This window comes from Photorhabdus machadonis, from assembly GCF_052657765.1.
Window position 1 is genome coordinate 1,379,050 of the sequence record NZ_CP199761.1, and the last position, 13,537, is coordinate 1,392,586.

General features: G+C 42.6%; 12 protein-coding genes and 3 pseudogenes. 10 read left to right on the top strand and 5 right to left on the bottom strand.

Going from position 1 to position 13,537, the window contains the following annotated elements:
• Nucleotides 1-128: 128 nt before the first annotated feature.
• A complete protein-coding gene (locus ACUN2T_RS06950; protein WP_023043807.1) occupies nucleotides 129-389 on the bottom strand; it encodes a type II toxin-antitoxin system Phd/YefM family antitoxin in 261 nt (86 codons plus the stop codon).
• 160 nt (nucleotides 390-549) lie between these two features.
• On the opposite strand from ACUN2T_RS06950, the gene ACUN2T_RS06955 reads away from it, so the two are divergent.
• Genes ACUN2T_RS06955 through ACUN2T_RS06965 form a run of 3 tightly spaced genes read left to right on the top strand, consistent with a single transcriptional unit; the run spans nucleotide 550 to nucleotide 4,107 of the window.
• A complete protein-coding gene (locus tag ACUN2T_RS06955; protein WP_445496853.1) occupies nucleotides 550-705 on the top strand; it encodes an arylsulfatase in 156 nt (51 codons plus the stop codon).
• A 5-nt stretch (nucleotides 706-710) separates the two neighbouring features.
• Nucleotides 711-1,025 carry a type II toxin-antitoxin system RelE/ParE family toxin gene (locus ACUN2T_RS06960; RefSeq protein ID WP_023043805.1) on the top strand — a complete coding sequence of 105 codons (315 nt, stop codon included), beginning with the start codon at nucleotides 711-713 and terminating at the stop codon, nucleotides 1,023-1,025.
• A 31-nt stretch (nucleotides 1,026-1,056) separates the two neighbouring features.
• Nucleotides 1,057-4,107 (top strand): Tn3 family transposase, encoded by a 3,051-nt coding sequence (locus ACUN2T_RS06965; RefSeq protein ID WP_445496855.1) that lies wholly within the window; start codon nucleotides 1,057-1,059, stop codon nucleotides 4,105-4,107.
• A gap of 13 nt (nucleotides 4,108-4,120) precedes the next feature.
• On the opposite strand, the gene ACUN2T_RS06970 is transcribed toward ACUN2T_RS06965, so the two are convergent.
• The gene (locus ACUN2T_RS06970; RefSeq protein ID WP_445496857.1) at nucleotides 4,121-4,285 is read right to left on the bottom strand and encodes a hypothetical protein; all 165 of its coding nucleotides are present in this window, start codon (nucleotides 4,283-4,285) and stop codon (nucleotides 4,121-4,123) included.
• Nucleotides 4,286-4,446: 161 nt separating this feature from the next.
• Between ACUN2T_RS06970 and ACUN2T_RS06975 the strand changes: the two genes are divergently transcribed.
• From ACUN2T_RS06975 to ACUN2T_RS06995, 5 genes are all read left to right on the top strand, one after another.
• Nucleotides 4,447-5,076 carry a recombinase family protein gene (locus ACUN2T_RS06975; protein WP_445497819.1) on the top strand — a complete coding sequence of 210 codons (630 nt, stop codon included), beginning with the start codon at nucleotides 4,447-4,449 and terminating at the stop codon, nucleotides 5,074-5,076.
• Nucleotides 5,077-5,137: 61 nt separating this feature from the next.
• Complete coding sequence (locus ACUN2T_RS06980; protein ID WP_445496859.1) at nucleotides 5,138-5,326, top strand: hypothetical protein; 189 nt, start codon at nucleotides 5,138-5,140, stop codon at nucleotides 5,324-5,326.
• Nucleotides 5,323-5,736, top strand: coding sequence for a regulatory protein RecX (locus ACUN2T_RS06985; RefSeq protein ID WP_445496861.1), 414 nt, complete (start codon nucleotides 5,323-5,325; stop codon nucleotides 5,734-5,736). The genes ACUN2T_RS06980 and ACUN2T_RS06985 overlap by 4 nt, the downstream gene beginning before the upstream one ends.
• Nucleotides 5,737-6,532: 796 nt before the next feature.
• The gene (locus tag ACUN2T_RS06990; RefSeq protein WP_445496863.1) at nucleotides 6,533-7,234 is read left to right on the top strand and encodes a hypothetical protein; all 702 of its coding nucleotides are present in this window, start codon (nucleotides 6,533-6,535) and stop codon (nucleotides 7,232-7,234) included.
• 201 nt (nucleotides 7,235-7,435) lie between these two features.
• Nucleotides 7,436-8,413: a hypothetical protein gene (locus ACUN2T_RS06995; protein ID WP_445496865.1), complete on the top strand. Its 978-nt coding sequence runs from the start codon at nucleotides 7,436-7,438 to the stop codon at nucleotides 8,411-8,413.
• Between the two features lie 293 nt (nucleotides 8,414-8,706).
• Here the strand turns inward: ACUN2T_RS06995 and ACUN2T_RS07000 are convergent.
• Together ACUN2T_RS07000 and ACUN2T_RS07005 are read right to left on the bottom strand one after the other, a co-directional pair.
• Nucleotides 8,707-9,240, bottom strand: a pseudogene (locus ACUN2T_RS07000) (Tn3 family transposase); the annotation flags it as partial.
• Nucleotides 9,241-9,304: 64 nt separating this feature from the next.
• On the bottom strand, nucleotides 9,305-10,615 hold the full coding sequence (locus tag ACUN2T_RS07005) for an IS4 family transposase (protein WP_445495243.1): 1,311 nt from the start codon (nucleotides 10,613-10,615) through the stop codon (nucleotides 9,305-9,307).
• 74 nt (nucleotides 10,616-10,689) lie between these two features.
• On the opposite strand from ACUN2T_RS07005, the pseudogene ACUN2T_RS07010 reads away from it, so the two are divergent.
• Nucleotides 10,690-11,682 (top strand): annotated as a pseudogene (locus ACUN2T_RS07010) (Tn3 family transposase); the annotation flags it as partial.
• Between the two features lie 20 nt (nucleotides 11,683-11,702).
• Here the strand turns inward: ACUN2T_RS07010 and ACUN2T_RS07015 are convergent.
• Nucleotides 11,703-11,915, bottom strand: a pseudogene (locus ACUN2T_RS07015) (DUF4277 domain-containing protein); the annotation flags it as partial.
• A 344-nt stretch (nucleotides 11,916-12,259) separates the two neighbouring features.
• Between ACUN2T_RS07015 and ACUN2T_RS07020 the strand changes: the two are divergent.
• Entirely contained in the window at nucleotides 12,260-13,471 is a 1,212-nt protein-coding gene (locus tag ACUN2T_RS07020; RefSeq protein ID WP_445496867.1) for a hypothetical protein, read from the top strand.
• The last annotated feature ends 66 nt before the right edge of the window (nucleotides 13,472-13,537 follow it).

The following is a 13,537-nucleotide window of genomic DNA, read 5'->3' on the forward strand; positions in this document are numbered from 1 at the left end:
CAAGAGCTTGACATCCTCTTCAGGAAGGGGTTTTACGGCGCATCGGATAAAGTATACGTTTCACCCACCGTAATTGTTCTGCGCTAAGTCCGGCTACAGACATTTTTTTCTCCTCAATAGGTGAAATTCTAATCGTACTGACCTGATATCAGTTCATTAAAAAAAGCTTCGCCATCGAGGGTGTTACCGGATTCAATATCAACTCTGGCCTGTTCAGCTCTTGACTGCAATAATTTTAACCGGAGGGTTTCAATACTTTCGTATTCATCCATTGAGATAACCACCGCAACGGGTTTTCCGTTTTTATTGATTTGGATTGGGGCTCGTTGTGCTTTGAGTAGCATGTCGCCAAACTGGGTTTTGGCTTCATTGGCAGAAAGAGCATCCATAATAGTCCTCTCATTGAATCATGGCATGATTCAAACAATATAAACGAATCGAACGATACGATCAAATTTAAGACTATCAAAAAGTATACATGACTATGCTGCCCGTTTTCCCCTAACCGAAACCGGTGATGCGCAATTACGGAAAACCTGTTACGACTATATGGATACCTTCAAACAGGTGATAGACAGTGCATCAATTGCCCAGCTGGATGGTATCTGTCAGCAATACACCGGTTTTTTCCGGTTCGCCAAACTAATGGAAATGCTGGCTCAGGGTATTGCTGAGGGCATTATCGACGTTCCCAGGGATCATTAACCATCATGGACATATCACACTACCGTTTAACGCCTGATGCCCAGGCCGATCTGATTGAAATTCGCCGTTTTACTGTACAACAATGGGGTGAGGTGCAATCAGAAAAATACCTGTCAGGACTTCAACAAACCTTTCGTTTGCTGGCTTCTACCCCTGCACTGGGAAGAGACAGGCCAGACGTCGGATCGGGCGTATTGAGTTTTCCTTATGTCAGTCATGTCATTTATTACCTCATCCACGAACGGCAACCGGTGATATTTGGTGTGCTGCACAAACGAATGGTGCCGGCAAATCATCTGGACGGACGCGAAATGATTTGATTGTCTGGCCTCATTGAATCCGGGACTCACAATGGAAAATATCAAGCGTATTCACTTATTATCCAATACCGAAATCGAAGAACTTTATGCCTGCCCCGAATTCAATGATCACGAACAAATCCTGTATTTTTCCTTAAGCCCGGCAGAACGGGTTGTTCTCGAACAGTTTCGCAATACCCAGACTCGTATCCATTTCATCCTGCAACTGGGCTATTTCAAGGCGAAACAACAGTTTTTCAACCTATCACTTGATAAGGTCAGCCAGGATGTTCAGTATATTGTGACCACGTATTATAGCGATACTAATGCGGCCCGGTTCACAGGTTCACTCTCCCGAAAATACAGGCGCAGCCAGCGGCAGGCTATACTCTCGCTTTTTGGTTACCGAAACTGGTCTCCGCAATATACAGCTGAAATAGAATCTCATCTCGCTTATTTGTTGCGTTACTATCCCAAAGGGCACAGTGCGTTTCGTCAACTGCTGGCATACTTTGAGCATCAAAAATTGATGCTCCCGTCCTACCGAATACTCCAGGATATTTTCAGCCACGCCTTTATTGTGGAGGAAAATCGCCTGAATGCAGCAGTTTCCTTGTTGCCTGCCGCAATTACTGAGCAACTTTCCGCGTTAGTACAGCGGGATGACGGTATCACCGTCCTCAATATTATCCGTGCCGACCAAAAGGATTTTCAGTACACCGCCGTCAGAATGGAAGTAGACAAGGCATTACGCATTGAAGATCTTTATCGGTTTGCCAGAGACTTTCTGCCTTCTCTTATGTTGTCAAAAAATGCCATCCGTTACTATGCGGAAATAGCCGAACAATATGCTGCTTCCCGGTTGCGCAGACTGAGCAAAACACAACAATGGCTACAGGCCTTGTGTTTCGTCTATCACCGCTATCAGCAGATCATGGATAATCTGATTGTGAGTTTTTGTTATCACACGCGGGCTATCATGGATGCGGGTAAAATTTATGCGTCGATAGCCCACATGGAGCACTGTGCCAAAGTTGTCACGGACTTTCCCGGACTGGCAAAGTTTCTGAAATGGTTTCCAGAGCGGAACCCAAACATGAGTCAGGCTGAACTGGATGAAGTGGCGTTCAGTATGCTCCCTAAAGAACAATTTTCAGTCATGGCAGAATTTTTGGAAGGTAAATCTTTTGATAAGAAGGCAGCGTTGTGGGAATACTACGGTAAGTCCTCCCGCTTGCTCTCATTGTATCTGCGTCCGATATTTACCCGAGTAAAACTTGAGTATTACAAGAAAAACAGTGAAATCGGCGAACTGATTCCTATGTTGAAAATACATTATGCCAGCGGTAAAAGTCCCTCCGCTTTAAAAATCTGTGATGAGCTGGGATTCACCCTTCCCAAAAGTATGAATATCTACCTGAAGCGGAAACCCTCGGACACCCGAATTGATCCGTATTTATTTGAATTTTTTGTCTATTTAAAGGTTCTCCATGAGATTGAGCGGGGCCGTCTGTATTGCAATGACAGTGTCTCGTACTGTGATATTGATACCGATCTGGTTGACGATGCGCTGGTCGATAACGTTGAAAAGATCGCGGTGGAGTTTGGTTATTCCCGCCTCCCTGTTTACTGTGACCAGCGTCTTGATGAAGCGCTACAGGGACTGAATGAAGCCTGGGAGAGAACGACCCACAATATTCGTGCAAATAACAATCCCGGCTTTTATGTTCGTGAAACCAAAACCGGACAACAACACTGGAGCCTGCGCTATGACAGCGTTGAAAAACTGGACGATGCTTTTTTCAAAGACTTACCCAAAGTTGATATTGCTAATATTGTCATGTTCATCGGTGAGTTGACTGATCTGTGGCGTGGATTTACTCACCTGAAAGATCGCTATACCAAGCGGAAAAAACCGCTACCGTTGGCAATTAATGCCTGTTTGCTGTCAGAAGCCTTTGGGTTTGGTGCGTTGAAAATGGCCGATATGTCAGATTTAGAACTCAGCCAGCTTCGCGCTGTACGAGAGGACTTTATCCGGGTTGATACACTTTGTGCGGCCAATGAAATCGTCAGTAATCATATTCATTCACTGGCAATCTTCAAACAGTGGAACCTCATGGATAACAAACTATTGGCTGATGCAGACGGGCAAAAGTTTGCGACCACGGACAGTACGATACAATCCCGTTATTCCAGAAAGTATCTGGGTAAAGGCCGTGGTATCTCGCTCTACACACTGCTCGCCAATTACGTGGCGGTGAATGCGAAAAATATCGGCCTGAATGAGTACGAAGGCCATTCGCTGTACGACATGATTTACAACAATAAAACGGAGATTGATATCCATATGGTGACAGGAGATAACCACTCCTTGAACAAGCTGAATTTTGTCACGCTGGATTCCATTGATGTGGATTATGTACCCAGCATCAAGAATGTGCGTCACGCCGCTGACGATATTTATTCAGCTACCTCCCTGGATTACGATACCGGTATCCTTAAGCCCAAAGGGGTGATTGATGTCGAACGTATCCGCTCTCAGCGGCGAGGCGTTCTGCGTATCTTGCTTTCATTGATCATGCAGGAAAATACCCAGAGCAATATCATCCGCAAACTGAACTCTCATGCCCGTTACGCCAGATTAAAAGCGGCGTTGTTTGAATATAATGCCCTCTTCAAGAGTACTCATGTCCTCAATCTGATTGATGATATGGCACTCAGAAAAGCGATCCGAAGTGCCCGAAACTGCACGGAAGCCTATCATCAGCTCCAAAGTAACATCCGAAAAACGTACAACGGTATCTTCAAGGGCAAAAAAATCGTTGAAAACCGGGTCAGTGCCCATGCGGCCAGATTGGTTGCCAACTGCATTATTGCCTACAACAGTATGATCCTGAATGCGGTCTACCAGAAGATGCAGGCCAACGGTGTCCCTCAAGAAATTATTGATGAGTTTACGCGAATTTCGCCGATTGCCTGGACACACACGTTGTTCACGGGACGATACAATTTTAAGAGAAATCACGGGAAAATTGATGTAGAAGCGATGGCAAGGATATTGGAATCTCACCTGAAACAACATTTTTGGCGGGATGACTAATCAGGATTTTCTCTCAAAGTTTACAGATCTGGGGGGTGTTCCACAGAACCCCAAGAAGTGTGTCATTCAGGGCAAAATATTCTTCACGTTCTGTCTGACTGAATTCTGGGCGGCGATACAGCTCATCAATTTCATCGGTTTTAAGAATTTGTATCCGGCTTGGGCGCGTCGGCTGCATGTTTTTCCTTGATAGATCTTTTTGCCAAAAAAGGTTGTCAAAAACGTTCACGGAGAGTGCTGGTAGGGTGTACTCTTAATACACTGGCGAAATGCGGTGCAGAAAATAACCCAAAGCAATGTATAACGCACCAAAATAATGACACCATGTGTGGTGCACTGATGAAAACCAATATGCGGATCTACGGATACCTGAGAGCATCAACCGATGAACAGGATGCATCCAGAGCAAAAAGCGAACTGCTTGAGTTTACAAATGGGAAGGGAGTCAAAATCGCTTGCTGGTTTGAAGAAAATGAATCGGGTGCTCGTCTCCATCGCCCAGAACTCTTCCGTTTACTTGATGTTGCCATGCTGGGCGATGTTATCTTAGTTGAGCAAGTTGACCGTCTTAGCCGGCTGAATACAGCTGACTGGGAAAAGTTAAAATATATGATTAATCATAAGGGGCTGAAGGTAGTTTCTTTAGATCTCCCAACCAGTTACCAGTTCATGAAGAATACAGACGAATTCACTGAACGTATGCTCACAGCACTCAACAATATGATGCTTGATATGCTTGCGGCAGTTGCCAGAAAAGATTACGAAGACAGGCGTCGTCGTCAGGCTCAGGGTGTAAAGAAAGCCAAGCAGGAAGGTAAGTATAAAGGCCGCCCGATAGACAAGAAACTGCACCAAAAAATCGAAGGTCTTCTCAGGGAACACAAAAGCTATAGCTATATTGTTGACTTGCTCGGTTGCTCTAGACACACAATATCTAAAGTATCAAAAGAGATTAAATTAATAGAATAAATTTAATCATAATGAATTGAATTTAATAAATTTATTTTCATTCGTGGAACTTTTCGCTGAATTGGGCACAATACCCCATTACGGCGAAGGTCTGGAAGATTGCCCTCAGCTTCAGGAAACAGAGGACTACCTCAGAACTCTCTACGAACAACATAAACGTAAAACCGCACTCTGGCCGTTGATGGCAGATAAAATCAAAGGATTATCCGTAGGAAAGGACGGTATCCGTTATAGCGGAGATGTCTCATGACATCACAGGAACTGTATGACTACGCGGTGTCACTGCTGGCAAGGCGGGATTACGCATCCGGTGAGTTGGCCCGGACACTGAATAAGATGACGGAAAACAGAGAGAATATCGACAAGGCGTTGTCGAGGCTGGTTGAGTGTGGTTATCTGGATGATCACCGCCTGATAACACACCTGATTGATAAATATGTTCGAAAAAAACATGGCCTGGCCAGAATCAAACAGGAGATCAGACAAAAAGGCTTTTCTCAGGAGTTGGTCGAGCAGGTGCTGGAGAAAGTGGATGTGGACTGGTATGCCATGGCAAGGGAACTGAAAGTCAGTAAATTTGGTGATGAGGTGGCATCAGAAGCCAAAGAAAAAAACAAACAGATTTGCTACCTCCATACAAGGGTTTTTCGATGGACATGATATTTGAGGCGTTAAGCTGATCATGGTTTGCTGTCAGAGCTCCATCCGAGACAAATGTCGTCATATTGTAGCTTCGCTCCCATTACCCCACTTTAAAGATAGGCGTGCAGTGGAGCAAATACAAGGCGGCGAGAAATTTTTTTTATAAATAACTTATATGGACACCGACTCAATTCAAGTGGGTGTCCATATAAGTTATTTATGTGACTCAAATCTAAAAAGAGAAAATTTCTAATTCTTGCATGCTTTATTATTAATTGTCAAATAAAGTGATTATCTAACGAGGATTTTATCGGGGAAAATTGTACTGACTACTCTAATGAATTATAGATACTAAAATAATTGAAAAATTAATTGCAAATGTACCTGAATGTGACGATTTTTGGGATGATTAATTTTATTATAAAATAATAATAAGCATGACATAATATTATCCTTTTTATATTGTTCATCGATGCTCAGAGAAGAGTAATTCACCAACTCTATTTTTTAATCAAAATAATTATATGGATTTTCCATGTCTCAACATGAAGGTTAATAGGATGTTGTTAAATAATTTTAAAATTCAGTGGACAGGAATATATTTTTAGCTATATTTAATTAATGACATGATAAATAAAAATAGTAGTTCCTTTTTGAAAAAAAGGATGAAATTCATCATCAGCAGTCAACTTAAAATTTAACAAGGTGAGAAAAGATTAGCTCATTAATTTATTAGATTTTTGAGCGCAAAGTTAAAATCAATTAAATTAAATTGTTAATTAATTTACACATTACAATTGAAAAGGATAATAACATGACAGAAGTACTATCATACAATTCACCTATTACGATAAAAAATGAAACAGGAAAAGACATATTAAGCGTCACTATTTATTTCATTAACAATAAATATAAATCCGAGTTAAAAACTAACAATGTTATTCCAAAAGATAGGAAATATGTACCCCTAAACAATACAAAGTCGTTAAGATTAGAATTTAACGGAGGGAGTAGTTGGTGGCTTATAACATGGATAACTGCTGAGAAAGATGAACAAGGTAATTATGTCTCATATGAAATGTATGCCTCAGACCCCGGCCCTTACGCAGGATGGTTAGATACACTAAATCGGACGGCAAGCGACATGACAAGCCCTATTGCAAGTGCAGCTACTGCCCTAATGAGTGGGACTCTTACTGCAAAAGCTATGGCAGCTCTAGCCGGGTTTAGTGTTGTTAGCGGCGTCACAATTTCCGCTGCAGCATTTGCAGCTGCAGCCACTCTTATAACTTCATTTGCAATAAATTATATTACCCAGAATAAAGATATAGAAGTTAGTAACTATGAAAGACATAATATGCCACACGGTAGCACTAATACATTTATCACCATACATGATAAAAAAGTTGAAATTAAAACAGTGACACCATGTACATCGTTGTCAAGTCCCCAAAAAGATGGTAAATGCTATAGTACTTCAGAACCATCCGTTAAACCCATAAAGAAAGTCGCTTAAAGTAAAACGCAAGGGAGAGCATAAATCTATGGTCCCCCGTTTTTGCAACACTGATTTTGACTAATTAATTAGGTCTTTAATTCGGGAGTTCATTGCACCAATATCAAATGGGGAGGCTGCATTTTCCTAAAATTAAAAGGCAACAACAATCTGCTTTAATAAATATTAAGGATCAAAACTTTAACATGAAAGAGGTTCATTATGGGCAAGACTAACTCAATCAAAGAAAAAGAAAAACGCAACCAAGCATTCAAAGAGTTCATGGATAAGTTGGACAAGGAATCTGATGCCGAAAAAACAAGGCTTTACGAAGAGGTTAATGAGGCCATTAAACACCATTACGAAAGCAACAAATGGAGTTATGCGCGCTTGTTCGGCGATCGCCGAAGCGATTATCAGAATTACAGCGACTGGAGCCTTGACCGCGTCAACACAATTATTACCCGGATCGGGAATGCGCTTCGTGGGGGAGACTATCCTTCTGACAAGGTTCCTGAATCGGAGAAGGCTGATCCGTCTACGGTAAAGAAGGCCAAAGAATTTATGGGCTTATTCGCCGGTGATTACACGCTCATCCTGGCGCGAGTTCAGGCGTTGTTATCGGGAGTGATCGCCCAGTTTTCGGTAAAGTCTGATGTGATCCGCAAGTCGGAACTACGCGACATACCTCTCTCAGGCGGTTTACATCTCTTCTTTGCGTCATCAGGCAAGCTTTACAAGGAAGAGAACTACTTTACTAATGAATTTATCGGATCATTTCAGATCGTGTTCGAGGCATACATGAGTGCCGACGAGGGACGAGTCATTGGTCTCAAGCAGATCCTCACCACTACTGAACATGAACTAGCCATCCTCGACAAGCTCATCATAGAAATTCGCCAAGAGCAGGCAGAAAGCCTCAAAAAGATTATTAAAGATTCTATTAAGGATTATACGTCGACAAAAGCCGCTTATGATCAGGCGTTAAATGAAACCAAAAAAGATCGAGAGAAGGTCTTCGAACAGTACACCAAATACAAGGGAGTCACTGATACTGTCGATCGGCTGTTCGATCAGATAAACCTGACGACATTCGGCCACCCTACAGAAGGTGAGGATCTGCTCATGGTCGAACATCTGTTCAACCCTTGGGAGGCTGAACTGGCCAGTCGCTACATCAAAGAACGGCTCACTACGTAATTTGTATTAGTCGCGACTTAATCTGACACTGAGACTTGAAAGGTTGAGAGTTACCGATTTTGATATAGGTGCTAAATTCTTATACGAAACACGAGGTAACTCTCATGCTCTCCTGTACATTTTAAATGAACTGACGAAGCACATCGGATGTTATCTGATGCGCTAGCATGCCGCACGATGTGGCTGTATTTAACTGATATTCATGCAGGAATGGTAGGGGTTTCGGGAGCAATGGAACAGTGAACGCCGTTAAGTGGTCAATTTAAATAGCCATTTAATTATAAATCAATAGATTAATTTTCTTCATTGAAAGGTCTTAACTCACCTCTGTTGACAGCATCTGGAACCGTAAAGGTGTAACGCCCCTGCATGTTAATGTGTTCACATAGTAGTGGAGACAACCTCTTCACATCTTCGTCATGAACCGGATATCCCTCTTGCCTGAGTTGTTGTACTGCGGCATCCATGTAAATCGTATTCCACAGTACAATCATATTTAGCACTAATCCTAACGAACCTAATTGATCTTCCTGCCCTTCACGATAGGCCTGCCTCAGCTCACCACGTTTTCCATGAAATACATTTCTAGCTACCGCGTGTCGTCCTTCACCACGATTAAGCTGCTGTAATGTCTTACGTCGTTTGTTTTCATCATCGAGGTAAGTCAGTATATGGATAGTTTTGTCTGCACGACCGATCTCCGCTATAGCCTGCGCCAAGCTGGTTGGCCTATCGCCCGTTTGTAAGGTTTTCATGATCGATAAAACGTTCAGACGTCCCAGTTTGAGTGAAGCAGTCAATCGTAAGACATCATCCCAGTGCGGGACAACTTTTTTCTCAAAATTCAGGCGATGTGAGGATAGGGGTTCTACGCCGGACAATGGCATTCGGTTAACCTCTTGCTGGGGCATCAAAAGAGTTCCATCGGGTTCTGGGACGCATAGATTTTCGTGGATAGTGCCTCCCAGGCCTCACCCGTTGAGTCATTCCGGCAAGTCCCTCTGAAAGAGCACAATAAAATGATTTTAAATGTTTTTTTATCCCCTGCATCAGCAAAGACAAGTGTTTTACAACGAGAAACAAACAGTTTTTGAAATTCAATTTCTGTTTATTTTCTCTGCTATCAATGCAGTCGCTATCGTTACCTCTGTGATTAATATCATTTTCCGATATCCTTGCCAGGTTCAGTAATAATATATGCGCTTGGATTTCTTGTCTGACACCTTTCTCACTCTGTGAATGGAAATCCTCAATGCAAAGGATTGACTTTGACAATTTATATAACTCTTCTATATTCCATCGATGATGATATAAATCATGAAAGGCTTCGGCTTCATAATATCCTTGTTCAACAAGAGTAGTGGCAAGAATATATTCACCATTTCGGTCAGTATGCTTTATTAGTCTTAATGTTAAGCATGGGAATTCTGAAAGAAGCTTTCTCTTTCTAAGATCTGACTTTACTGCTTCCGATGGCGTATAACTAACAATAAGATCATCTGAATTACTGTCAGAAAAATCTCTAATAGCCTTATTCCTGTTTCCCTCCTGTACTCTGAATACTGCATTCAGATTGTTTTGCATTACTTGATATAACAAGTAATAGCTAAAGTATCCCCGATCGAAGATCACGATAGCATTGCTATCTAAACACTGGAGATGCTTTTCGACACAAGCCCTCTCATTATTATGGTTAACAAAATCAACGTCATATATGATCGAATTCAATACATCATAGAGACAACTCATCATTGCATAGGGATAATGTCGTGATGTGTTTTTGGGTGTTTTATATCCATTTTCCAGCAACCCTCTGGGAATGTTTAATTTTGAGCCATCTATAGCAAACAGTCGATGTCCTTTCCATGTTTCGGGATGGGTATTATCTTCCCATACAGAAACGATATTTTTGTTTATGGTTTTTATTGCATCATCAGGTAATTTCATTCTGGCTTCGCACATTGATGAAGCCGAGACGGGCTTATGCTGAGGTAACGGTATTTTTTCACGAATGCACTCAGCCCATATTTCATTAATAATATAAGAGTATCCGTGGTTATTTTTCCCTGATATGATTTTCATGAGAAATAGAACAATCAATTTTGTGTCTATTGACCTTTTTCTTTTTCGCCAGGATTTGTCAATTTTTGAGCATGAATCAAAAAAAGTTTTGTTCAGAAAATGATATATATCCATCAGCATACTCTCCGGGGAAACTTAGATTTTTATAGCATAGTTGTTATCTTAACCGAATGCCATTGTCCGGCGTAGAACCCCAGCTTGAGGATGAAAGCCGCAGTGTGGCTAAACAACTTATGGCTGATGTGCAGGAAAAACACCGACGGGAAACGTCTAAAATCGGACGCCTGTTATCGCTTTATGTTGACGATAGCGTACCGGACCCCACAACCTTTGGCGAAGTCCGCCGTCGCGCCTGGAAAATAATGCCGCGGGAGGCACTGAAAACCACCGCACAGCGCATGAGTGTAAAACCCGTCAGTAAACTGGCTTTGCAGTGGCAGGCCGTGGATGGTATGACGGCATTAATCCGGCGTCACCTGCGACCATTATATCTGTCACTTGACCTCACCAGCGTGGTTCAGGACAGCCCGTGGACTGAGGTGCTGAGCTGGCTCAGAATGGTGTTCAGCAAAAAACAGACGCTTTCGCAGCGGCCACTGGCGGAATGCCCGCCGGAAACGTTACCAGCACGGCTGCACCCGTATCTGCTGGAGTTCGGCGAGGATGGCAAGCCCACAGGCCTGAACCCCGGGCGCTATGAATTCTGGCTCTATCGTCAGATAAGAAAGCGTTTTCAGTCGGGTGAGTTCCACCTCAATGACAGTCTCCGGCACCGCCATCTTTCGGATGAACTGGTACCGGAAGGAGAACAGGCCGCGGTGCTGGCTGAAATGAACATTCCCTTTCTGCAGAAGCCGATTAAAACGCAGCTGAAGGCGCTGTCGTCCGAACTGCACCGGCAGTGGAAAGCGTTCAACCGCGAGCTGAAGCAGGGGAAGCTGAAACACCTGGAATACGATAAAGAAACGCAGAAGCTGACCTGGCATAAATCGGTGGTCAGCCGTCATAAGGCTCAGGAGAAGCGATTTTACGAGCAACTGCCATTCTGCGATGTGACCGACGTCTTCCGCTTTGTTAACGAACAGTGCCGGTTTCTGCCCGCAATGAAGCCACTGCAACCCCGTTACGCCAAAAAGGAAGCCGATGCAGACAGCCTGATGGCGGTCATCGTTGCTCAGGCGATGAACCAGGACCCGATAACCCCATGTTGAAAAAAGCCGGAAAACATGTGCAATGTTCGGCTGTGAAACCCCAGCCGGTTAAGGATCATCGCCAGAAAAGCGTCGCCATGAGAGACAGTATGCGATGAATATTTTGGGATAATGGCATCAATCATGCGGGGTAAACCGGCTTCATGACAAAAAGCGGCGATAAGGCCAAGATGATCGAGACGTTTAATGGCAGGTACAGGTGTAGACATATTCGCTTTCCGGCAAATAAAAGTAATAGATCAAAATTGGCGATTGCCGTCACTCCCACTGATGTCATCAATACAAAAAACCTGTGTAAGATCACATTATTTTTAAATCATAAATACGGTGCGGAATGACGGATTATAATTGAAATAGATATATAACATACACCAAGTTAATTTTAATTTATGTGAATATTTATAAATTGAATAGATATAAGTATCTAATGGAAAGCATAAATATCACAGTTTTGAATAAAAAATGGATGATATGGCAGCTTAAACTCTAAAGAAGATACTATTCAAAAAAACTTGGGTGGCTCATTTTTTCTAATGTAAAAGAGGAAGTATCTATGAGTGATTTGATTTTTAATGCCCAGACACAAGCGACAAAAGACAAGATGGATGCGGAAAAATATACCGTCGAGACCTTTTATATCGAATACCCTGAATCCCATGGGCACGAAGCAAAAATATATGGCAATGGCAGAAATGCCGTTCATATTCGTGTGCATATCAAACTACTTAACCAAGACGGGACACCGGTACAAATATCTTTGCATAAGATGCGTGAATATCTTCATTTGTACGACAGTGTGAGCAAAAAAATTATCTGGAACGTACGTGGCATGTCAGGAAACAATGTTAGTGGCAGTCCTCCGTCAAATAGAATTTATTCTGATGATATGGTGGCTTTCGAGCAACCAGGCTATTATAGCGCTGGACGTTATCCAAACTTTGGGGAAAGTGAAGTACAGAATTATACAGCAGTGTCATTAGATGCGATGACCTTGGATTATTATGTTCAGTCAGCTAAAGAGCTTCAGTCGCCAGTGCACCTTTCTCTCTCTGGGTATTTCTCTACCACCACAGTACTGCCTGATGCCAAGTCCATCACAACCAGTAACAACAATAAACCACCTCTAAAATTGACTGTGGAATCGTCCATTCGCTACAACGATCCCGCTCTCTGGGTCTTAACAACACTTGATGAGCAGATAAAACTCGTCAATGCCCCAGACATTAAAGTGCATAACATTCAGCGTCAGCATGTGCAGGTCGCCTATCAGCGATACCTGCTGATTCACCATGATGTATCCGCTAGTCTTTCAGGTAACAAAATTTCTACATTTATTAGGTCACCTTCAAGGTCCCCCAATATTTTTGGGATGTGGCCGTCTCCCAGTGGACAAGCATTTTCTGATGGTGTCAAGGAAAAAATAGCCTACGCTCAGGCAATGGCTTGGGTGCTTCCCGAGCACCATGGGAGCATTAATATCAGTGGTAGTGTGATGATTGGCTCCGTGGAAGATACGAATAAGTACGTTGTCGATTTTAACAGGAACCTTGAATTATGTTCTGTGCAACCCAGCGAACATGCTATTACAGTGGTGTGCGCGAAACTTATTGTAACGGATGAGCCTCACTTCAAATTGTCAGGTAATCAGGAGTCAGGCTATGTGGAACAGACACAGTCAACAGTCTGGATTGAAGATAACTTCGGGCATCAACAAAAAGTGAATATTTCATTTAACAAAAGTACAGAGCTCCCCTCTGTTATCTGATATTCCATAATTTTCTGCTCATAAACTGTACCGAACAACTATCTTTGGTGCAGTTTAGTTTGTCTT

Coding starts and splice junctions, on each gene's coding strand:
- ACUN2T_RS06950 (WP_023043807.1), bottom strand. CDS start 389: ATGGATGCTCTTTCTGCCAATGAAGCCAAAACCCAGTTTGGCGACATG.
- ACUN2T_RS06955 (WP_445496853.1), top strand. CDS start 550: ATGGATACCTTCAAACAGGTGATAGACAGTGCATCAATTGCCCAGCTG.
- ACUN2T_RS06960 (WP_023043805.1), top strand. CDS start 711: ATGGACATATCACACTACCGTTTAACGCCTGATGCCCAGGCCGATCTG.
- ACUN2T_RS06965 (WP_445496855.1), top strand. CDS start 1,057: ATGGAAAATATCAAGCGTATTCACTTATTATCCAATACCGAAATCGAA.
- ACUN2T_RS06970 (WP_445496857.1), bottom strand. CDS start 4,285: ATGCAGCCGACGCGCCCAAGCCGGATACAAATTCTTAAAACCGATGAA.
- ACUN2T_RS06975 (WP_445497819.1), top strand. CDS start 4,447: ATGAAAACCAATATGCGGATCTACGGATACCTGAGAGCATCAACCGAT.
- ACUN2T_RS06985 (WP_445496861.1), top strand. CDS start 5,323: ATGACATCACAGGAACTGTATGACTACGCGGTGTCACTGCTGGCAAGG.
- ACUN2T_RS06990 (WP_445496863.1), top strand. CDS start 6,533: ATGACAGAAGTACTATCATACAATTCACCTATTACGATAAAAAATGAA.
- ACUN2T_RS06995 (WP_445496865.1), top strand. CDS start 7,436: ATGGGCAAGACTAACTCAATCAAAGAAAAAGAAAAACGCAACCAAGCA.
- ACUN2T_RS07005 (WP_445495243.1), bottom strand. CDS start 10,615: ATGCTGATGGATATATATCATTTTCTGAACAAAACTTTTTTTGATTCA.
- ACUN2T_RS07020 (WP_445496867.1), top strand. CDS start 12,260: ATGAGTGATTTGATTTTTAATGCCCAGACACAAGCGACAAAAGACAAG.